The sequence below is a fragment of the Mycobacterium sp. PTI7 genome (assembly GCF_056679845.1).
Genome location: NZ_CM155252.1, coordinates 1,479,056 through 1,498,598, shown reverse-complemented (window position 1 = coordinate 1,498,598; position 19,543 = coordinate 1,479,056). Strand labels below are relative to the sequence as shown.

At 72.0% G+C, this 19,543-nt stretch carries 20 protein-coding genes; 11 read left to right on the top strand and 9 right to left on the bottom strand.

Annotation, left to right across the window (positions count from 1 at the left end; translation table 11 throughout):
- The first annotated feature begins 31 nt into the window (after positions 1 to 31).
- Positions 32 to 946: an oxidoreductase gene (locus AC1MEY_RS07335; protein ID WP_480230022.1), complete on the top strand. Its 915-nt coding sequence runs from the start codon at positions 32 to 34 to the stop codon at positions 944 to 946.
- 9 nt (positions 947 to 955) lie between these two features.
- Here the strand turns inward: AC1MEY_RS07335 and AC1MEY_RS07330 are convergent, their stop codons facing one another.
- Positions 956 to 2,452 (bottom strand): carboxylesterase/lipase family protein, encoded by a 1,497-nt coding sequence (locus tag AC1MEY_RS07330; protein ID WP_480230021.1) that lies wholly within the window; start codon positions 2,450 to 2,452, stop codon positions 956 to 958.
- 95 nt (positions 2,453 to 2,547) lie between these two features.
- Here AC1MEY_RS07330 and ypfJ point away from each other — a divergent pair, with 95 nt between their 5' ends.
- Genes ypfJ through AC1MEY_RS07305 form a run of 5 tightly spaced genes read left to right on the top strand, consistent with a single transcriptional unit; the run spans position 2,548 to position 7,021 of the window.
- Positions 2,548 to 3,456 (top strand): KPN_02809 family neutral zinc metallopeptidase, encoded by a 909-nt coding sequence (gene ypfJ / locus AC1MEY_RS07325; protein WP_480230020.1) that lies wholly within the window; start codon positions 2,548 to 2,550, stop codon positions 3,454 to 3,456.
- Complete coding sequence (locus tag AC1MEY_RS07320; RefSeq protein WP_480230019.1) at positions 3,453 to 4,001, top strand: DinB family protein; 549 nt, start codon at positions 3,453 to 3,455, stop codon at positions 3,999 to 4,001. The genes ypfJ and AC1MEY_RS07320 overlap by 4 nt, the downstream gene beginning before the upstream one ends.
- A 32-nt stretch (positions 4,002 to 4,033) precedes the next feature.
- A complete protein-coding gene (locus AC1MEY_RS07315) occupies positions 4,034 to 4,633 on the top strand; it encodes a TetR/AcrR family transcriptional regulator (protein WP_480230018.1) in 600 nt (199 codons plus the stop codon).
- Positions 4,626 to 6,203 carry a flavin-containing monooxygenase gene (locus AC1MEY_RS07310; protein WP_480230017.1) on the top strand — a complete coding sequence of 526 codons (1,578 nt, stop codon included), beginning with the start codon at positions 4,626 to 4,628 and terminating at the stop codon, positions 6,201 to 6,203. Before AC1MEY_RS07315 ends, AC1MEY_RS07310 begins: the two co-directional genes overlap by 8 nt.
- Entirely contained in the window at positions 6,200 to 7,021 is an 822-nt protein-coding gene (locus tag AC1MEY_RS07305; protein ID WP_480230016.1) for a mycofactocin-coupled SDR family oxidoreductase, read from the top strand. The genes AC1MEY_RS07310 and AC1MEY_RS07305 overlap by 4 nt, the downstream gene beginning before the upstream one ends.
- Here AC1MEY_RS07305 and AC1MEY_RS07300 read toward each other — a convergent pair.
- Together AC1MEY_RS07300 and AC1MEY_RS07295 are read right to left on the bottom strand one after the other, a co-directional pair.
- On the bottom strand, positions 7,006 to 7,698 hold the full coding sequence (locus AC1MEY_RS07300; protein ID WP_480230015.1) for a DUF427 domain-containing protein: 693 nt from the start codon (positions 7,696 to 7,698) through the stop codon (positions 7,006 to 7,008). The two genes, AC1MEY_RS07305 and AC1MEY_RS07300, sit on opposite strands and share 16 nt — an antisense overlap.
- A 5-nt stretch (positions 7,699 to 7,703) precedes the next feature.
- A complete protein-coding gene (locus tag AC1MEY_RS07295) occupies positions 7,704 to 8,630 on the bottom strand; it encodes an acyl-CoA thioesterase (RefSeq protein ID WP_480230014.1) in 927 nt (308 codons plus the stop codon).
- 101 nt (positions 8,631 to 8,731) lie between these two features.
- Between AC1MEY_RS07295 and AC1MEY_RS07290 the strand changes: the two genes are divergently transcribed.
- From AC1MEY_RS07290 to AC1MEY_RS07280, 3 genes are all read left to right on the top strand, one after another.
- Positions 8,732 to 9,364, top strand: a complete 633-nt coding sequence (locus AC1MEY_RS07290; RefSeq protein ID WP_480230013.1) for a TetR/AcrR family transcriptional regulator — start codon at positions 8,732 to 8,734, stop codon at positions 9,362 to 9,364.
- 104 nt (positions 9,365 to 9,468) lie between these two features.
- Positions 9,469 to 10,614: an acyl-CoA dehydrogenase family protein gene (locus AC1MEY_RS07285; RefSeq protein ID WP_480230012.1), complete on the top strand. Its 1,146-nt coding sequence runs from the start codon at positions 9,469 to 9,471 to the stop codon at positions 10,612 to 10,614.
- The gene (locus tag AC1MEY_RS07280) at positions 10,611 to 11,870 is read left to right on the top strand and encodes an acyl-CoA dehydrogenase family protein (RefSeq protein WP_480230011.1); all 1,260 of its coding nucleotides are present in this window, start codon (positions 10,611 to 10,613) and stop codon (positions 11,868 to 11,870) included. The genes AC1MEY_RS07285 and AC1MEY_RS07280 overlap by 4 nt, the downstream gene beginning before the upstream one ends.
- Here the strand turns inward: AC1MEY_RS07280 and AC1MEY_RS07275 are convergent.
- The 4 genes from AC1MEY_RS07275 to AC1MEY_RS07260 form a co-directional block, all read right to left on the bottom strand.
- On the bottom strand, positions 11,867 to 12,769 hold the full coding sequence (locus AC1MEY_RS07275) for an alpha/beta fold hydrolase (RefSeq protein WP_480230010.1): 903 nt from the start codon (positions 12,767 to 12,769) through the stop codon (positions 11,867 to 11,869). The genes AC1MEY_RS07280 and AC1MEY_RS07275 overlap by 4 nt on opposite strands.
- On the bottom strand, positions 12,766 to 14,121 hold the full coding sequence (locus tag AC1MEY_RS07270) for a cytochrome P450 (RefSeq protein ID WP_480230009.1): 1,356 nt from the start codon (positions 14,119 to 14,121) through the stop codon (positions 12,766 to 12,768). Before AC1MEY_RS07270 ends, AC1MEY_RS07275 begins: the two co-directional genes overlap by 4 nt.
- A gap of 84 nt (positions 14,122 to 14,205) precedes the next feature.
- Positions 14,206 to 14,967 (bottom strand): alpha/beta fold hydrolase, encoded by a 762-nt coding sequence (locus AC1MEY_RS07265; protein WP_480230008.1) that lies wholly within the window; start codon positions 14,965 to 14,967, stop codon positions 14,206 to 14,208.
- Positions 14,968 to 15,027: 60 nt separating this feature from the next.
- A complete protein-coding gene (locus tag AC1MEY_RS07260) occupies positions 15,028 to 15,750 on the bottom strand; it encodes an SDR family oxidoreductase (RefSeq protein WP_480230007.1) in 723 nt (240 codons plus the stop codon).
- Between the two features lie 136 nt (positions 15,751 to 15,886).
- Here AC1MEY_RS07260 and AC1MEY_RS07255 point away from each other — a divergent pair, with 136 nt between their 5' ends.
- On the top strand, positions 15,887 to 16,729 hold the full coding sequence (locus AC1MEY_RS07255; protein WP_480230006.1) for a helix-turn-helix transcriptional regulator: 843 nt from the start codon (positions 15,887 to 15,889) through the stop codon (positions 16,727 to 16,729).
- On the opposite strand, the gene AC1MEY_RS07250 is transcribed toward AC1MEY_RS07255, so the two are convergent.
- Positions 16,709 to 17,734 carry an Rv2578c family radical SAM protein gene (locus AC1MEY_RS07250; RefSeq protein WP_480230005.1) on the bottom strand — a complete coding sequence of 342 codons (1,026 nt, stop codon included), beginning with the start codon at positions 17,732 to 17,734 and terminating at the stop codon, positions 16,709 to 16,711. The two genes, AC1MEY_RS07255 and AC1MEY_RS07250, sit on opposite strands and share 21 nt — an antisense overlap.
- A 31-nt stretch (positions 17,735 to 17,765) precedes the next feature.
- Positions 17,766 to 18,344, bottom strand: coding sequence for a TetR/AcrR family transcriptional regulator (locus AC1MEY_RS07245; RefSeq protein WP_480230004.1), 579 nt, complete (start codon positions 18,342 to 18,344; stop codon positions 17,766 to 17,768).
- A 42-nt stretch (positions 18,345 to 18,386) separates the two neighbouring features.
- Between AC1MEY_RS07245 and AC1MEY_RS07240 the strand changes: the two genes are divergently transcribed.
- On the top strand, positions 18,387 to 19,541 hold the full coding sequence (locus AC1MEY_RS07240; protein WP_480230003.1) for an MFS transporter: 1,155 nt from the start codon (positions 18,387 to 18,389) through the stop codon (positions 19,539 to 19,541).
- The last annotated feature ends 2 nt before the right edge of the window (positions 19,542 to 19,543 follow it).

The following is a 19,543-nucleotide window of genomic DNA, read 5'->3' as shown; positions in this document are numbered from 1 at the left end:
AGTGCGGGCGGTGCCGGGGTATTTTCGGCCCGTGGACCAGCACCCTCGCGGAGAAGCCGACGTCACCAGGATCGCCGTGGTCGGGCCCGGCGCCATCGGCACCACCGTCGCGGCGCTCCTGCACGAGGCCGGGCACGACGTCCTGGTCTGCGGGCGCACGCCGCGCGCCACCTCGGAGCTGCGCCCCGACGACGGCGACCCCGTCGTCGTGCCGCACCCGGTGCGCACCGATCCCGCGGACGTCGACGGTCCGGTCGACGTGGTGCTGCTGGCGGTCAAGGACACCCAGACCGAGGCCGCAGCCGGGTGGCTGCGTGCGCTGTGCGGCCCGGACACCGTGGTGTGCGCGTTGCAGAACGGCGTCGAGCAGGTCGAGCGGGTCGGGCGGTACTGCCCAGGCTCGACGGTGGTGCCGTGCGTGGTGTGGTTCTCGGCCGAGACGCAGCCCGACGGGTGGGTGCGGCTGCGCACCCCGGTGCGGCTCGTCCTGCCCGACGATCCCGCGGGGCGCGGCCTGGTCGAGTCGCTGGCGGGCCCACGGATGTCGGTCGAGGCCGACCCGGACTTCGTCAGCGCCGCGTGGCACAAGCTGCTCGTCAACGCCGTCGGTGCGCTGATGGTGCTGTCGGGCCGCACGTCGGGGACCTTCCGCCGCGACGACGTGGCCACCCTCGCTAAGGCCTACCTCGCCGAATGCCTCGCGGTGGCACGCGCGGAGGGGGCGCACCTGGACGACGAGGTGATCGACCAGACGGTGGCGCTGTTCGCGCAGCTGCCCGAGGACCTGACGACGTCGATCCTCACCGACCGCCAGCACGGCAGGCCGCTGGAGTGGGACGTGCGCAACGCGGTGGTGGTGCGCAGGGCCGCCGGTCACGGGCTGCCGACACCGATCGGCGACGTGCTGGTGCCGCTGCTGGCGGCCGCGAGCGACGGACCCGGGTAGACGACCGATTCAGTACAGCCCCTCCCACGCCGACCGCCTGACCCGGTCCGGGTCGGCGACGGTCTCGTCGCGGGTGGACCGGATCACCCGGGTGCGACGGTCGCGGTCGTCGTAGAGCGGCCACTCGCCGCCCTCCTGCACGCCGAGCCTGCCCTTGGCGAAGTCGAGCCACGTGCGCTGCATCCGCCGGCCGACCGCCGGGAGCACCCGACGGCCCAGCGGGTGCAGCTTGCGGCCCAGATACGACGAGTAGCTGTGCTGGATGTGGACGATCTCGCTGCCGTGCGTCGCCCCGAGGCCCAGGGCCCGCAGCGTCCAGGTGGTGTGGTCGAAGCGGTACACGTGCGTGGGGGCGCGGCCGCTGTAGGCGTCGGCGAACGCCCACGTCGGCGCGCCGAACATCGCGTCGGCGCCGATCGCCACCAGCGCGCTGCGCCGCGGGAAGGCGGGATACGCCGCGAGCACCCCGGGCTTGGCGTCGGGTGCGGTGCGTGCGAAGTAGGCGTCGATGCCGTCCAGCGTGGTCGGCAGCATGGGCGGCTTGCCCCACGCGAACATCGACGCCTCGTGGGTGTTGGTGCCGACGATCAGCGGCACGTCGGACACGGCGCCCATCCGCGCGGCCTCGACCGGGTGGTGCGGTAGCAGGTCCACCCCGTGGGTCAGCCCGTAGGCGAGCACCGGGCTGTCGGCGACGCTCTCGGCCTGCAACTGGCCCGCCGCGCGGCGCAATCGGCGCTGCGGCAGCGCCTTGACCTCGTCGACGCCGACGCCGAGCCGCCCGAGGAACTCGTGGGCCCGACGGGCCCGGGTCTCGCGGTCGGCGATCAGCGGCAGCGCGGGGCTCTGCGCGATCGCGCGGGTGAACAGGCCGCGAGCCGCGGGGCTGGCGAGCAACGCCAGAACGGATGTGGCACCGGCGGATTCGCCAAAGACCGTGACGCGGTCCGGGTCGCCACCGAACGCGGCGATGTCGTCCCGCACCCAGGCCAGGGCGGCCAACTGGTCACGCAGACAGAGGTTGTCGTCGAAGCCCTCGCCCAGGTCGCCGAGGTCGAACCCGCCGAACACACCCAGTCGGTAGGTGACGTTGACGACCACGACGTCGCCGTTGGCGGCCAACCGCGACCCGTTGTACAGCTGCAGCTGGCCCGCGCCGTAGACGAACGCGCCACCGGGGATCCACACCATCACGGGCAGGTTCCCGCGCGGGTCCGGTGACCACACCGTCAGCGTCAGGCACGCCTCGTCGCGGATCTTCGGATCGTCTCGGCCGCCGCCCACGAACGACCGGCCCTGCGGGGGCAGCGGTCCGTGCTCGATCGCGTCGCGCACGCCCGACCACGGTCGTGGCGGGGCCGGCGCCGCGAACCGGCGGGACCCGAGTGGCTGCTCGGCGTAGGGGATGCCGCGCCACACGGTGACGCCGCCCTCGACGGTCCCCCGCAGCGCCCCGTACCCGGTGTGCGCCACGGTCGGGTCCGTCGATTCACGCTGTGCGGCCACGGCTGAATCGTAGTGTGGGAAGCTGAACGCGGCTGGCGCCCAGCCTCCCCGGCGACAGGCCGGTGAACGACCGGTGAACTGGGACGGAGCGAGAAGTGACCTTCAACGAGGGCATCCAGATCGACACCAGCACGTCCAGGTCGAGTGGAGGTGGCGGCGGAGGCGGCGGCCGCGGCATCGCGATCGGCGGTGGCGTCGGCGGCCTCATCATCATGGTCGTGGCGCTCTTCCTCGGCGTCGACCCGGGCACCGTCGGGCTGCCGCAGGGCGGCACCGGCGAATACGACTCGCAGGGCGTGCAGACCCCCGGCTTCGACCTGAGCCAGTGCAAGACCGCCGAGGACGCCAACAACATCGACCAGTGCCTCGTGGTGGCCACCGGCAACTCCGTCGACGCGGTCTGGGCCCAGCAGATGCCCGGCTACACCCGGCCATCGGTCGAGTTGTTCTCGGGCAGCGTGAACACGGGGTGCGGGCCGGCCACCACCGAGGTCGGGCCGTTCTACTGCCCTCCCGACCAGACCGCCTACTTCGACACGACGTTCTTCGAGGAGTTGACCACCCAGTTCGGCGCCAGCGGCGGACCGCTCGCCAAGGAGTACGTCGTGGCCCACGAGTTCGGCCACCACGTCCAGGAACTCAAGGGCGATCTCGGCCGGGCCCAGGAGGACCCCACCGGTCCCGAGGGCGGCGGCGTGCGCACCGAACTGCAGGCGGACTGCTACGCCGGCGTCTGGGCCCACTACGCCGCCATCACCAAGCAGGAGAGCACCGGCGAGCCGTTCCTGGAGCCGCTGACCGACACGGACATCGCCGACGCCCTCTCGGCTGCGGCCTCGGTGGGCGACGACCGCATCCAGGAGGCCGCCACCGGCCGGGTCAGCCCGGAGTCGTGGACGCACGGATCGGCGGCGGGCCGCCAGTACTGGTTCACCGAGGGGTACCGCACGGGACAGCCGAACGCGTGCGACACCTTCAGCGCGCAGGACCTGCACCAGGGATGACGACGGGCCGCGGCGACGACGCGATCCAGCCCGACACCAAGGACTGGACCTGGGTCCTCGAACGTCCCTGTCCGGACTGCGGTTTCGACTCCTCGACGGTGAGCTATGCCGACGTGGCCGACATCGTCCGCCGTGACGCCGCCGACTGGAGCCGTCGGTTGACGGCCCCGGAGGCGACCGTGCGACCCCGGCCGTCGACCTGGTCGGTGCTGGAGTACGGCTGCCACGTCCGCGACGTCCACCGGATCTTCGAGCAGCGGGTCACCCTGATGCTCGCCGAGGACGACCCCGTCTTCCCCAACTGGGATCAGGACGCGACCGCGCTGGCCGACGACTACGCGTCGCAGGATCCGGCGGAGGTGGCCAGGGACCTCGTCGTGGCCGCGCACCGCGTGGCGGACGTCTACTCCGCGGTGCGGGACGGTCTGTGGTCCCGACGGGGGTTGCGCAGCAACGGAAGTGAGTTCACGGTGGCCACCATCGCGGTCTACCACGTGCACGACGTGGTGCATCACGCGTGGGACGTGCGGCCCCGCATCCATTGACCTCGTTGAACACATCTCGCTAATGTGTTCACATGCGCGATGCGGCGTCGGGACGGGCGGTCTCCCCTGCGTTGCTCGCCGCCACCGCGGACACGCTGCGCCGGCTGGGTCCGCGCCAGTTCACCCTCACCGCCGTGGCCGACGCCGCCCAGGTGTCCCGCGGCACGGTGCACAACGCGTTCGGTAGCCGCGACCACGCGATCAAGGTCGCGCTGGACCACCTCGCGTCGGTGTTCGTCGACGCCATGGCCGACGAGATGGCGGACGCCGACACCCTCACCGAGCAGATCGCGGCGGCCGCCCTGCTGGTGTGCGCTCACCGCCAGCGGTCGGGCCACCTGCAGGCCGGCGGCATCAACGAGAGCATCCTGGTGCTGCTGCTGCGCAACGTCGGTGACGACGTGGCCAATCGCGCCGTCCAGCTGTGGAAGTCGCGCGTCAAGGCCGCGCAGTCGAGCGGCGAGGTGGCGCCGGGCATCGACCCCGGCCGCGCAGCCGAGTGGATCGTGCGCATCCTGTTCAGCTTCGAGCTGCTCCCCCCGATGGGCGTGAACCTCGACAGTCCACGCGCCGTCACCCGCTTCGTGACCGAGTTCGCGGTCACCGGACTGACCGGAGGTCACCATGCCTGAGCCCGACCACGAGGTGGCCATCATCGGCGCCGGCCCGGGCGGCATCGCCGCGGCGCACCTGTTGAGCCGCAAGGGCATCGACGACGTCGTCATCATCGAGCGGGATGACGACTTCGGCGGGACCTGGCGCGACAACCACTACCCCGGCCTCGCGGTCGACATCCCGACCCTCTGGTACCAGCTGTCGTTCGCACCGAATCCCGACTGGACCCGACTGTTCGCACCGGGCCCGGAGATCCACCGCTACCTGCGCGACACCGCGGCCGCGCTCGACCTGTACCCCAAGCTCCTGCCGGACACCGAGGTGGTCCGCCAGCGCTGGGACGACGCCGCCGGCCTGTGGCGGCTCGACGTCGCCGACGGTCGCACGATCTCCGCACGGTTCCTGATCAGCTCGGTCGGCGGTTACGTCAATGCGAAGGACACCGTCGACGTCGAGGGGCTGGCCGACTTCACCGGAAGAGTGCTGCGCCCCAACGCCTGGGACGACTCCTACGACCCGCGCGGGAAGCGGATCGCGGTGATCGGCACCGGATCGAGCGGCGTGCAGATCAGCGCCGCGCTCTCCGGTCAGGCGAGCAGCCTCCGGGTGTACCAGCGCACGCCGGCGTGGGTGCTGCCGAAGGTGGACTTCGACATCCCGCCGCTGATGCGCCGCGTGCTGCGCCTGCCGGGCGTGGTGGCCGGGGTCAACGCCGCCGGGCGGCTGCTGATGGACGCGGCGATGATCGCGCCGATCGTGCATGTGTTCTCCCGGCTGCCCACCCGGCTGCTGCTGCGGGTGATGCCCTGGTACGACGCCTACTGCCGCACGCTGTACCGCCTGCTGCTGCGGGCCGTGGTGAAGGACCCGGCCACGCGGGCGGCGCTGGTGCCGCGCTACGGGATCATGGCGAAGCGGCCGGTGATCTCGAGCGCCTTCCTGACCGCGCTGAACCACCCGACCACCGACCTCGTCACGACGCCGATCGAGCGGATCACCCGCGACGGCATCCGCACCGTGGACGGACGCGACCACCCCGTCGACCTGATCGTGCTCGCAACCGGTTACGAGCTGTGGACCGACCCCGAGACCCACCGCACCGGCACCGTGCTCGGCAGCGACGGATTCGACCTCGCCGCGTACTACCGCGCCCACGGGCTGCAGAGCTACGCCGGCACCGCACATCCGCGGCTGCCCAACCGGTGGGAGATCGTCGGCCCCAACGGCTTCGTCGGCTTCGCGTGGCCGGACTTCGTCGAGACCATCGCCGCGCACGCGGTACGCGTCATCGACGAGACCCGACGGCGCGGCGCCCACGTTGCCGCCGTCGCTCCAGACGCCTTCAACCGGTGGAACGCCCTGATGGCGCGTCGCGGCCGCACCGCCCACCTGTACTTCACCGAGTGCAATCCCGGGCTCAACACCTACTTCGTGAACTCCCGGCGGGAGACGGTCTACCACCGGCCCCAGACCATCACGGGCTCACGGCGTTTCGCGCGGCGGTCACCGCTCGGCGACTACCAGTTCGCCCGGCGCCAGGCCACCGTCCGGCCGGCCGCGGGCATCCCGAGGGAGCGGACCGCATGACCGACACCCCGCTCGAGGGCCGGGTCGCCTACGTCACCGGCGCGGCACGGGGGCAGGGCCGCTCGCACTGCGTCCGCCTCGCGCGCGCCGGCGCCGACGTGATCGCGGTCGACGCGTGCGGACCGGTCGCCCGGCACAACGGGTACGCACCGGCGTCGTCGGAGGACCTCGCCGAGACCGTCCGGCTCGTCGAGGGCGAGGGCCGGAAGGTCGTCGCGCGCGAACTCGACGTCCGCGATCTCGAGGGCCAGCAGCGACTGGTCGCCGACGCCGTCGAACGGTTCGGCCGCCTCGACGTCGTGGTGGCCAACGCCGGCGTGCTCAATTGGGGCCGCCTGTGGGAGATCTCGGCGGAGCAGTGGCAGGACACCATCGACACCAACCTCACCGGGGTGTGGAACACGATCAGGGCGACGGTGCCCGCGATGATCGAGGCCGGCCATGGCGGATCGATCGTGACCGTCAGTTCGGCGGCGGGCGTCAAGGCCGTTCCCGGCTGCGGGCACTACTGCGCCTCGAAGTTCGGCGTCGTCGGCCTGACCAATTCGCTCGCGGTCGAACTGGGCGGCTACGGCATCCGGGTGAACTCGGTGCACCCGTACGGCACCGACACCCCGATGGGGAACGACGTGTCGATGTACCAGATGTTCGCCGACCACCCGACGTTCATCCACAGCTTCTCCCCCGGCGCGCTGCCCACCGACTCGCTGGCCGCCCCGGACCTGGTGTCCGACATCGTGGTCTGGTTGGCCGGCGACTCGTCGTCACTGATCACCGCCGCCCAGATCCCCGCCGAGAAGGGCTATCTCAAGATCTGACCGGGATCGGGCAGATCGGCCGTGACGTCGACCCCGGGACCCTCGAAGCTCAGGAACCCACGGATCGGGGCGGTCTCCGGCGGCGGGTCGGGGTAGCTCCACGCGACGTCGGCCACCACGTGGTCGCCGACCGCCGCGGCCCAGTACGTCGCCGCACCCTTGTAGTTGCAGTAGCTCGACGTGTCGGTGGTGCGCAGCAGATCGGTGCGCACGTGCCGCGGATCGACGTAGAGGCGTGGCGCGAGCGAGGTCTCGAACACGATGACGGTGTCGTCGGTGTCGACGAGCGTGACGCAGGCGACGGACACCGTCAGCCGCCGCCGCGTCGGTCTGCAGTCCACCCGGTGGTAGGGGTTGGGCGGATAGTGGACGAGGAGCCGCCCCTCCTCGAGCCAGGCGTCCACCGCCGACCACGGCACCTCGACGTACCCGGGCGCCTCCGGAACGGGCTCGGCCACGACGCCGTTCACCGCGTCGGCGGGAAAGGCGTAGCTCAGCGGTCGGCCCTCGCGGTGGACGAGCAGTGCGCGCTCGGTGTCGATGAGCGGCGCTCCGCCGCGGAGGCCCTGGACCCGGCGCGGATGCGGTTCGACGAACGTCATCGGACCCTCGACCGGAGGGGTGAACCACCCGGCGCGGCGTGAACTGAGCGGGCCGTTGCCCGCGACCAGGCTCACGTGCCCTAGAGCCGCGCGGCGGCGTCGATCGAGGTGTCGGTGGTGCGCAGCGGACGGATCATCGCGTCCTGGGTGAACGACGCGAGCAGGTCGCCGTCCTCGGTGTGCACCGTGCCGCGGACGTAGGACATGCCGGCGCCGACCTGCGTGCTCTCGTGGGTGTAGAGCAACCAGTCCGACCAGGTGAACGGTTCGTGGAAGCTGACGCCGATGGTCATCGGCGCCGTGGACACCGTGAGGTGCGCCTGGCTGGTGCCGATGCCCGCGTGGGCGCGCATCGTCGTCGAGATGCCGAGGTGGCCGGTGAAGTAGGCGATCAGCGCCTTGGCGAGGTCGTCGCGCGTCGGCACCGGATCGTAGTGCAGCCACGCATGCAGTTCGGGCGGCCCGACCTCGTCGGGGCTGTTGACGTCGACGACGTCGACCAGCCGGATCTGCCTGCCCCCCATGGGCATCGCGGCGTCGTTCGCCTCGGCCGGGGCGCTGACCGTGGGGCGCGGCGCCTGGTGCCGGATCACGTCGCCCGAGGGGACGTCGGTGAACACCGTGGCCGTGATCGCGCGCTTGCCGTTCTGACTGGCCGACACGACGGCCGTCGCGGTGGTGCGGCCCTCCGCGATCACGTCGATCGCGAGTTCCACCGGCGGTCCGACGAGGACGGCACGGGAGAACACCGCCGACACCGATCGGACCGACTTGCCGGGGAACCGCTTCGCAACGGCCACGATCGCCTGCGCGAGCACCTGCGTGCCCTCGACGACCTGACGCTCGTCGGCGCCGACGATGCCGGTCCGGCCGACGAACCGGTCGGTACCGTCGGCTTCCACGTCGAAGAGGTCGAGCAGATTCGCGAGCGTCCACGGCGTGGTCTCGGCCGGCGCGGTCTCGGATGACGTGGTCCCGGACGGTGTGGTCTCGGACTGAGCGGTCATGGTGTGGGCACCCTTTCCGTGCGCAGGGGGTTCCGGTCGCGGACGCGACGCGCGTGGCGCAAGCACACCACAGACTCCCGCGAAACGGTAACGTCGTTCTCGTGGTGAAGTCGACGGGACGCTCCCCCGCCGGGTCCGCATCGGCGGGCACGGTCGAGGAGGAGTCGCGCGCCACGCGGTTCATGCGGTCGGCGCTGGCGATCCTCGGCGAGACCGGTCGGGCCGACTTCACCGTGCTCGAGGTGGTGGAGCGCTCGAAGACGTCCCTGCGGTCGTTCTACCAGCACTTCTCCAGCAAGGACGAGCTGCTCCTGGCCCTGATCGAGAAGATCATGGCCGAGTCGACGCTGCGGTGGCGCACCGAGACCGACGCGCTCGCGCCGCCCGAGGCACTGCGGGCGCTGATCGACCGGATCTGCGCCCCGGCGTCCTCCACCACGCAGGACAGCATCAACCGCGGCCTGACCTTCTACAACGATCACCTGGCCGAGACGGTGCCCGCCGAGTACGCGCGCGTGCTGTCCCCGGTGAAGGTGCTGATCGGCGACATCATCGATCGCGGGGTCGCGGACGGCGTGTTCTCGGCGGATCTCGACGTCGACTCCGCCGCCACGCTGATCATGCAGTCGACGATGGGTTCCATGCGGCTGCGCGTGCTGGGGGCGGAGCTGAACGGCACTCCGCTCGAGGGCCGGCACATCTACGACTTCTGCATCCGCGCGCTGTCCGCCTGACCGTCGCACCCCCGCATGACCGCTCCACGAACCGGCTGCCCTCCGCGCGCTCCGAGTGGTAACGTCATTACCGCCAGCGATAACGTGACTTCCAGGAGACGGAAATGCCCGTGCGGACCACCAATCCCGAGCAGGTCCTCTTCGCGTCCACGGCGCAGGCGTTCCTCGACAAGGAGGCGTCGCTCACCCGCGTCCGCGAACTCCATTCGGCGGGAACGTCCTTCGAGGCCGACTGGTGGCAGCGCGCCGCGGAACTGGGATGGGCGAGCCTGCTGGTGCCGGAGGAACTCGGTGGCGGCAGCGTCTCCGGTGACGGGGTCGCCGACCTCGCACTGGTGGCCGAGCTGATCGGCCACAGCGTGGCACCCGGACCCCTGCATCCCGTCAGCACCGTCCTGGCGGGCCTGGTCGACGCGGAGAACGCCGCCTCGCACTCGTCGACCATCGACGCCCTGGTCGCCGGCGAACTCGTCGCCACCTGGGCGGTGTACGAGCCCGGGCGCGGGTGGGCGCCGGGCCGGACGACGGTCACGGCCATCCCGACCGACACCGGCTACCGCGTCAACGGCGTCAAGGACCGGGTCGAGGCGGGCCCCGACAGTGGCGTCTTCCTCGTCACCGTCACCGTCGACGGCGAACTCCGCCAGGTGCTGGTGCCCGCGGACGCCGACGGCGTGACGGTCGAGCCGCAGCGTTCGCTCGACCTGGTGAAGCGGTACGGGCGCGTCACGTTCGACGGCGTCGACATCGATGCCGGAGCCGTCGTCGGCTCGGCCGCGCAGACCCCGGCGCTGATCGCACGGCAGGCCCAGATCGCCCAGGTGCTGCAGTGCGCCGAAGTCGTCGGCATCCTGAACACGGTGCTGGACTTCAGCATCCAGTGGGCTCAGGACCGGCACTCGTTCGGCCGGCCGCTGGCGTCCTACCAGGCCCTCAAACACCGCTACGCCGACATGAAGATCTGGTTCGAGGCCTGCCGGGCCACCACCCGCGCGGCCGTCGCCGCCGTCGGCGCACGCTCCCCCGACGCCGACCTCCTCGTCGGCGTCGCCAAGTCCTACGTCGGCGAGCACGCGCCCGACATGATGCAGCACTGCGTGCAGATGCACGGCGGCATCGGCGTCACGTGGGAGCACGACCTGCATCTGTTCCTGCGCCGGGTCACGCTCAACCGTTCGATGCTCGGCACCCCCGACGAACACAACCTGCGCGTCTACGCGCTCACCGAGAAGGTGGAGGCCGCGTCGTGACCAGTGAGACCGTGGCGGCACCCGCCCAGACGACCGAGTCGGTGGCCGAGTTCGCCGAGCGCGCGCGGACGTGGCTCGCGGAGCACATGCCCCGCGTCGATCCCGCCAACCCGCCCGACGCCGACCGCGGCGCCGACGCACCCTGGCAGCGCGCCCGCGAACTCCAGAAGATGCTGTACGCAGGCGGATTCGCCGGCATCTGCTTCCCCGTGGAGTACGGCGGTCTCGGTCTGCCGATCGCCTACCAGCGCGCCTTCGACGAGGTGTCGCGCGGCTACGAACTGCCCCTGATCCTGAACACGCCGACGTTCACCATCTGCGCGGCGACCATCCTGGACACCGGCAGCGAGCAGCAGAAGCGCGACCGCATCTCCGCCGCCATCCGCGGTGACGAGATCCTGGTGCAGCTGCTCAGCGAGCCCAGTGGCGGGTCGGATCTCGCCGGCGTGATCACCCGCGCCGAACGCCGTGGCGACACGTGGATCGTCAACGGCGCCAAGACGTGGAGCACCAGCGCGTTCGCGGCGGACTACGGCCTGCTGCTGGCACGCACCGACTGGGACGTGCCCAAGCACGAGGGACTGACCATGTTCCTGGTCCCGATCGACAGCCCGGGCATCACGATGCGGCGGATCAAGCAGGTCGACGGCGGCAACGAGTTCTGCGAGGAGTTCTTCGACGACCTCGAACTGCCCCTCGACGCGGTGGTCGGCGAGGTCGACGGCGGCTGGGCCGTCGCCTCCCGGCAGATGTTCCACGAGCGGCGTGCGGTGGGCGGCGGATCGGAGTTCTCGAGCGGCATCGGCGCCGAGGGCGAGACCGACCAGCCGGTCGACTACGTCGCGCTGCTCGAGGCCACCGGCCAGTCCGCCAGCGAGCGGATCCGCGAGATGGCCGGACGTGCCCTCGTCCGCCGCATGGTGCAGGAGCAACTGGTGGACCACGTCTACCACGGGGTTCTCGACCAATCCCTGCCGCCCGCAGCGGGTTCCATCATCCGGATCACCCACGCCGAGACCATCCAGTTCGAGATCGACACGGCGCTCGCGATCGCCGGCAGCAGCGCCGTCGTCGACGACGGTCGCGGCCTGTTCCGCTACGGCGAGCGGTACCCGTCGCGGCAGACCGCCTCGCTCGGCGGCGGCACCACCGAGATCGCTCGCAACATCATCGGCGAGCGCATCCTCGAGTTCCCCCGCGAACCGGCAGCCGACCGCGGCGTCCCGTTCAATCAGGTGAAGCGCAACAAGAACTAGCGCGCCGGCTCGGCGACGTGCTCGCCGACGAGGTCGAGCAGCCGGGCCCACGCCCCGGTCGGGAGGTCGTGGCCCATCCCGACGATCGTCTCGAGCCGGGCGCCGGGAATGGCCCGCGCGGTCGCGGCGCCACCGGTCGGGTGCACCATGCGGTCGCGGTCGCCGTGGATCACGAGCGTCGGCACGTCGATGGCCGCGAGTTCCGCGGTGCGGTTGCCGGAGGCGAAGATGGCCGCGAGTTGCCGGTTGACGCCGTCGGAGGTCGGATCGCGGTCCCACGCCTCACCGGCCTTGTCGGCCACCCACTCGGCGTCGAACGGGAAGCCGTGCGAACCGATGTGGCGGAACGTCGCCAGGGCGCCATCCACGGCCTGCTGACGCGTGCGGGCAGGCTTCGACCTGGCCAGCAACCACCACGTCGACGGCGCGGGCCTGCCGATCCGCGGGGCGCCTGTGGTCGACATGATCGACGTCAGGGTCCGGACCCTGCCGGGATGTTGCGCGGCCACGGTCTGACCGATCATGCCGCCCATCGAGACGCCCACGAGATGCGCGTCGCTATGACCGAGCGCGTCCAGCAGCCCCACGGTGTCACGGGCCATGTCGCCCAGGTGGTACTGGCGCGGGTGGTTGCCGCCGCGCAGCGTCGCGACGGGCCCCGGCGCGGGGAAGTCCAGGTGCGTCGACCGCCCGACGTCGCGGTTGTCGAACCTGATGACTCGGTGTCCACGCTGGGCCAGCGCCGCGGCGAAACCCGCGGGCCAGGTGTGCTTCTGCTGGCCGAGGCCGGCGATCAGCACCACGGGCGGGTCACCGGGGTCGCCGAAACCGTCGTGGCACAGCGTGATTCCGCGGCCGACGTCGACCAGTTCCTCGGTGACCGTCTCGTCGGCGCTCATGCCGACACCCGGGCCCGATCGGCCGTCGTGACGTCGCGGGGCGTCCGGCGGCGGTAGACGATCGCACGTCCGCCCCGCCCCGGCGCACTCGCGACGCCACGGGAACGGACGGGTTCGGCGTCGGCGTAGGTGGTGCGGAACTCGAACTCGCGCAACAGGGTCTGCAACGTCACCATCATCTCCATGTTCGCGAACGCGGCGCCGATGCACCGCCGGACGCCGCCACCGAACGGGATCCAGGCGTGGTTCTCCGGCGGGTTGCCCACGAAGCGGTCGGGGTCGAACGCGTCGGCGTCGCGGAAGCTGCGCTCGGCGGCGTGGGCCAGCGAGATGCTCACCAGGATTACCTGCCGCTCGGGCAGCACGTACTCGCCCAACCGGATGCGCTGCTTGGTCACGCGCGCGAACCCGTTGATCACCGGCCGGACGCGCTGCACCTCGAAGACGGTGGCCTGCAGCAGGTCCGAATCGCCGCGCGCGGCCTCGTCGGCGAGGCGTGCGAGCAGGCGGGGATGGCGGGTGATCCGCTCGACCGCCCACGCCAGCGTGGTCGCTGTGGTCTCGTGGCCCGCGGCGAGCAGGGTGAGCAGTTCGTCGGCCACGTGGTCGTCGGTGATCGACGACCCGTCGTCGTAGCGCGCCGACAGCAGCATCGCGAGCACGTCGCCGCGGTCGGCGACGTCGGGATCCCGGCGGGCGTCGGCGATCAGTCGGGCGACCACCGCGTCGTACCGGCGGCGCATCGTCTCGACCCGGCCCCACGGACTCCGCGGGCCGTAGTCGCGCCGGAAGACCGGCGGCAGGACGGCCAGCCGGGACGCCTGGAGCACCATCGGCGGCAGCAGCTCGCGCAGCTCCTCGAGCTCCGCGCCGTCGGCGCCGAACACCGCGCGCAGGATCGCGTTGAGGGTGATCCGCATCATCGCGGGCAGCGTCTCGAACTCCTCACCGTCGGCCCAGCCCGCGCTCTCGCGGCGGACCTCCTCGGCGATGATGTGCTCGTAGCCCTGCATCCGCTTGCCGTGGAACGGCGGGACGAGCAGTTTCCGACGGGCGCGGTGTGCCTGACCGTCGAGGCTGAACGTCGACCCGGGGCCGAGTACCTCCCCGAGGGTTCCCGCCCGACCGATCAGGTCGGTGTTCATCGTGAACACCTCCTTGACCAGTGCCGGATCGCTCACCACCACCGTCGACCCGAAGATCGGCAGGTTGAGTACGAACTCCGAGCCGTGCCTGCGACCCAGCAGCGCCATGGCACGGTCGCGGGCGGTCAGGAAGCCGATCCCCTGCACCAGCTTCGGGATGCGCGGCGACGGGGGTAGCCGCACCGGTTCAGTCGTTGCCTCAGCCACGTCGCTCGACCTCCATCGATTCGGTACACGGCAGTACCGACTGACGGTACGGATCGGTACCGAGTAACGCAAGGTCACCCGCCGTCAGTCCTGGCGGTGGCCCTGCCAGAAGTCGACGAGCACGGCTGCGCCGGCCGCCGGGTCCTGCGTCATCCACCAGTGGCCGAGACCGTCGAGAACCTCCACCCGGGCGCCCGCTCGGGCGGCCGCGCGCCGCCTCTGCTCGTCGGTGCCCACGTAGTCGTCGTCGGTGGGCAGCAACGCCAGACCCGGTCGTGCCGCGGCCTTCTCGAGATCCCCGCCGGCCCGGGCCGCCCGGGGCTGGGCCGCCGAGCGGTAGAGCGTCAGGATCGAGCGGCCCATCGCCTCGTCGATCCCCGGCGCGACGCGTTCGGCGATCTCCGCCGCCATGCCCCCGGCCACCAGGAATCCCGCACGGTCGTCGACGGCCATCGCGGCGAGCCCCGCCACCACGCCCTCGCCCACCTCCGGGGTCTGCCACTGCTGCGCGAGGTCGTGCCACACGTACTCCTCGTCGAACACGCCGGGCACGTCGGAGACCCACGTCCGGATCAGGTCGGGGCGCGTCATCGCCACGTTCAGGACGTGTCCGCCACCCCAGTCGTGGCCGACGAGGTCGACGGGTCCGCCGATCGCCTCCAGTTCGCCGACCAGCCAGTCGCGGTAGCCGTGCATCGTGGCGTCGAACCCGTCCGGCACGTCGGCGCCGAACCCCGGCGGCGACAGCCGGCGGACGTCCGTCTCACCGCGCTCGGCGAGGTGCTCGACGAGCAGGTCCCACACGGCGGCGGTTTCGGGCACTCCGTGGACCAGGACGACGGGCATGGACTCTCCTCGGGATCGACGGCGGTGGCCCACGCAACATAACGCGTCACGCGGGCGCGCTCAGCGCTGTCGGGTGGGCCGCACGATCATCTCGCTGACGTCGACGCCCTCGGGCTGGCCGACGGCGTAGGCGACCGCGTCCGCGATCGCCTCCGGCGCGATGGCGTTGCGGCGGTAGTCGTCCATCACCGCCTGTGCGACCGGATCCGAGATGGTGCTCGCCAGCTCGGATTCGACGACGCCCGGGGAGATCGTGGTGACGCGGATGCCGGGGGCGGACTCCTGACGCAGCCCCTCGGTGATCGCCCACGCGGCGTACTTGGTGCCGCAGTACACCGCGGCCGTCGGGCTCACCTCGTGCGCCCCGATCGACGCCATGGTGACGACGTGGCCGCGGTCCTGCCGGGTGAAGTGCGGGAGCACCGCGGAGATCGAGTGCAGCAGCCCGCGGACGTTGACGTCGATCATCCGGTCCCACTCCTCGACCAGGCCCGCATCGAGGCGCGACAGCGGCATCACGCCCGCGTTGGCGACCAGCACGTCGATGCGGCCGTGGCGCGCGACGGCGTCGTCCACCACCGTGCGGACGGCGGCGGCGTCGGTGACGTCGAGGGTGACGGGCTCGATGCCGGGCCGGGTGGCCGCGAGGTCCGCCAGCAACTCTGCCCGTCGGGCGGCGGCCAGGACGTGGAATCCGTCGGCGGCGAGGCGGCGTGCCACCGCATGGCCGATGCCACTGCTGGCGCCGGTCACCAGGGCGATGGGGGTGTCGTGTTCGGTCATGTCGGGTGTCCTCTCGGGAGTCGGGTGTCGCGTCGGGATCCATGCTGACCTTGACGCGCGCCCGCCCACCAGGCCCCGTCGTACCTGGGTGCGACACACCCAGGCACGTCGGCGCGGTGCGTCGTAACGTGTTGCCATGACTGGCGAACTCGGCGACTTCCTGCGGGCCGGACGGTCCCGCGTCACCCCCGAGCAGGCCGGCCTGCGGGCGGCGGCGCGCGAGACCCGCCGCGTCCCCGGACTGCGACGCGAAGAGGTGGCGATGCTGGCCGGCCTCAGCATGGACTACTACACCCGGCTGGAGCAGGGCCGGGAACGACGGCCGTCGCCGCAGGTGCTCGAGGCGCTGGCCGCGGCGCTCCGGTTCGACCACGACGCCCGGGCGCACCTCTACCGGCTCGCCGAGGCGACGCCCGTCGCCCGCGAGCCCCGGACCGACGGGATCGGAGAGGACCTGACCGAGCTGATGGCGGCGTGGCCGAACAACCCGGCGGTCGTCTTCGACCGCGCCTACGACGTGGTGGCCGCCAATCCGATTGCCGACGCGCTCTTTTGCGGGTGGCGGCACTCGCGGAACCTGCTGCACGTCGTGTTCACGGACCCGGCTGCGCGCACCTTCTACCGCGACTGGCCGGAGGTCGCCGCGGACGCCGTCGCGGGTTTCCGGCTCGGCCACGGCCACGACCCGGGCAATCCGCGGGTGCGCGAGGTCCTGGCCGACATGCTGGAGGCCAGCCCGGAGTTCGCCAGACTGTGGTCCGAACACCGAGTGCGGGGAAAGTCGCTGCAGCGCAAGCACTTCGTGCATCCGGACGTCGGACCGGTTGAGCTGACCATGCAGGCCTTCGAGGTGCGCGCCAGCCCGGGCCGCGAACTCGTCGTCTATCACGCCGCGGCGGGGTCGCCCAGCGCCGAAGCCCTCGCCCTGCTCGGCTCGCTGGCCGCCTCCACCGAGACCTCAGAACAGCGTCGGCTGTAGCTCCGCCACCGCCGCCGGCGGGGGCGGCGGCGGCGCGCTGACGTAGCGGAACGGCCGGTCGCCACCGGTGAGGCGGTGGCGCCGCAGGAGCGGAGCCGCCTTCTCGCGCAACCCGTCCCGGTAGTCCTGCGGCAGGTACGCCCCCCGCCGGTAGAGGTCGCGGTAGCTCGGCACCAGGTCGGGTCGCGTCCGCTCGAGCCACGACATGAACCACCCGCGCGTCGACCCGCGCAGGTGCAGCCCGAACACCGTCGCCCCCGTCGCCCCGGCCGCGGCGACGTCCGCCAGCAGCGCGTCGAGCTGATCCGCGCCGTCGGTCAGGTGCGGCAGCACGGGGGCCACCATCACGTGACAGGGCAGGCCGGCGTCCCGGATGGCCCGGATCATCGCCAGTCGGGCACGCGGCGTGGGCGTGCCCGGCTCGAGGGCCAGGTGGAGTTCGGGGTCGCCGACGGCGAGGGACACCGCGATCCCGACCTCGACGTGCCGCGCGGCGTCGGCGATCAGCGGCAGATCGCGTTGCAGCAGTGTGCCCTTGGTCAGGATGGACATCGGCGTCCCGGAGTCGGCCAGCGCCGCGACGATGCCCGGCATCAGCGCGTAGCGGCCCTCGGCTCGCTGATAGGGGTCGGTGTTGGTGCCCAGCGCGACCGTCTCCCGCGTCCACGACGGACGGCGCAGCTCGCGTCGCAGCACCTCGGCGACGTTGGTCTTGACCACCAGCTGGGTGTCGAAGTCCTCGCCGGAGTCGAAGTCGAGGTACTCGTGGGTGGGCCGGGCGAAGCAGTACCGACACGCGTGGCTGCAGCCGCGGTAGCCGTTGACGGTGAACCGGAACGGGAGGTTCGTCGAGTCCGGCACCTTGTTCAGCGCCGACTTGCACAGCACCTCGTGGAAGGTGATCCCCTCGAACTGCGGCGTCCGCACCGACCGGACGAGGCCCAGCCGGGCCAGCCCGGGCAGCGCGCCGTCGTCGACCTCGATCCCCTGCCCGTCCCATCGCATGCGTCCATTCGAACGCACGTTCGATGCGATGTCAATGACCCCTGGCGGTCGCCGCGTCGACGAGTGCCGTCGCGATCCGCCGGCCCGTCGTGGACCGTCGGCGGCGCGGGTCCCGCAGCCGCATCGCGAGTTCACCGGACACCACCAGCAGGATCTCCTCGGCGAGGTCGTCGGGATCGTCGCAGGGCAGCGCCGCCGCGAGCCCCTCGAGCGTGCGCCGCATGTGTTCGGTGTCGCGGGCGAGGGCGTCGACGATCTCGGCGGGCGGGTCGGCGAGTTCCGCGGCCGTACCCAGGAACGCGCACCAGCGCGCGCCGTCGGGGCGGGCGGCGAATCCGTCGATGGCGTCGAAGACCGCCAGCAGCCGCCCGCGGCCGTCGGGCGCCCCGGCCACCGCGTCGTCCCAGACCTGCCGCCACCGGTCGTGGCGCCGCTCGAGCGCGGCGCCGATCAGGGCCTCCTTGCTGCGGAAGCCGCGGTAGAGCGTCGCCGCGGAGACGCCCGCGCGGGCGAGCACCGCGTCGACCGGCGTGGCCTCGATGCCCCGGGAGAAGACCAACTCGTCGACGGCGTCGAGCAGCTTGTCCTCCGAGGACTTGCGCAGTGGCATGGCGGACGCCCTAGACTCGTCGAAGTGAAACGATCGTTTTCGTTGGAGAGTCTACGCACGGCGGGCGTCATCGCGTCGGGGACGGCGTTCATCGCCGCCGCCTACGGCCTGGTGCGGCTGGCCTACGGGCTGTTCCTGCCCGACGTCCAGCGGGACCTGCCCCTCGACCCCACGATGGCCGGCGTGGTGTCGTCGGGGTCGTCACTGGCGTACTGCGTGGCGGCGGCGATCGGCTTCGTCCTCGGTCGCCGACTGCCGCGCACGCTCGTCCTGGCCGCGACCACCGCGGCCTGCCTCGGCGTGTGGGGAATGGCGGCCGCCGACGGCATCGCCGTGTTCGGCTGGAGTGCGGTGATCAGTTCCGCCGCAGCGGGTTTCGCCTCACCCGCCCTGGTGACCATCGTGGCGCGCAACGTCGGCGGGCGCCGGCTCGACAGCGCCCAGGCGATGGTCAACGGCGGCTCGGGACCGGGGCTGGTGGTCTCCGGGCTGCTCGCCCTGCTCCTGCTCCCCGACTGGCGGACGGCCTGGATCCTCATCGGCGTGCTGACCGCCGCCCTGGCCGCGGCCCTGCTGGTCGTGGACCGCGGACCGTCGTCGGCGCACGGCGACGCGCCCGCCCCGCCGTCCACGGCGTGGGTCCGCGCCCACGCGCTGCCGCTGGCGGCCGCCCTCGCGATGGGCGCCGGGTCGAGCGCCACGTGGATCTACGGTCGCAGCCTGCTCGTCGAGGCGGGCGCCGGATCGGAGCGCGCCACCGTCGTCGCGTGGATCGTCCTCGGCATCGGCGCCACCGCGGTGATCGCCACGGCCGGACCCGTGTCGACGCTGGCCCCGGCTCGCGCCTGGGTGCTCAGCTGCTCGCTGATGACCGGCGGCACCGCACTGCTCGCCGTCGCGCCGCAGGTTCGGGTCGTGACCCTGGTCGCCTGCCTCGCGTTCGGCTGGGGATTCACGGCGGGCACCTCGGCGCTGATCAGCTGGACGTCCGTCATCGACCCGACGAGGTCGGCGGCGGGCACCGCGATGCTGTTCGTGGCGCTCGTCCTCGGCCAGGCCGCAGGCGCCGGGTTCCTCGGGTTCCTGATCGAGGCGGCCGGATTCGGGACGGCGTTCGGCGTCGCGGCGGTGCTGTCGGCCGCGGCAGTCGGGATCGGCGTGGTCGGCGCCACCCGCGGCCGCGTGACCGCCGGCTAGCG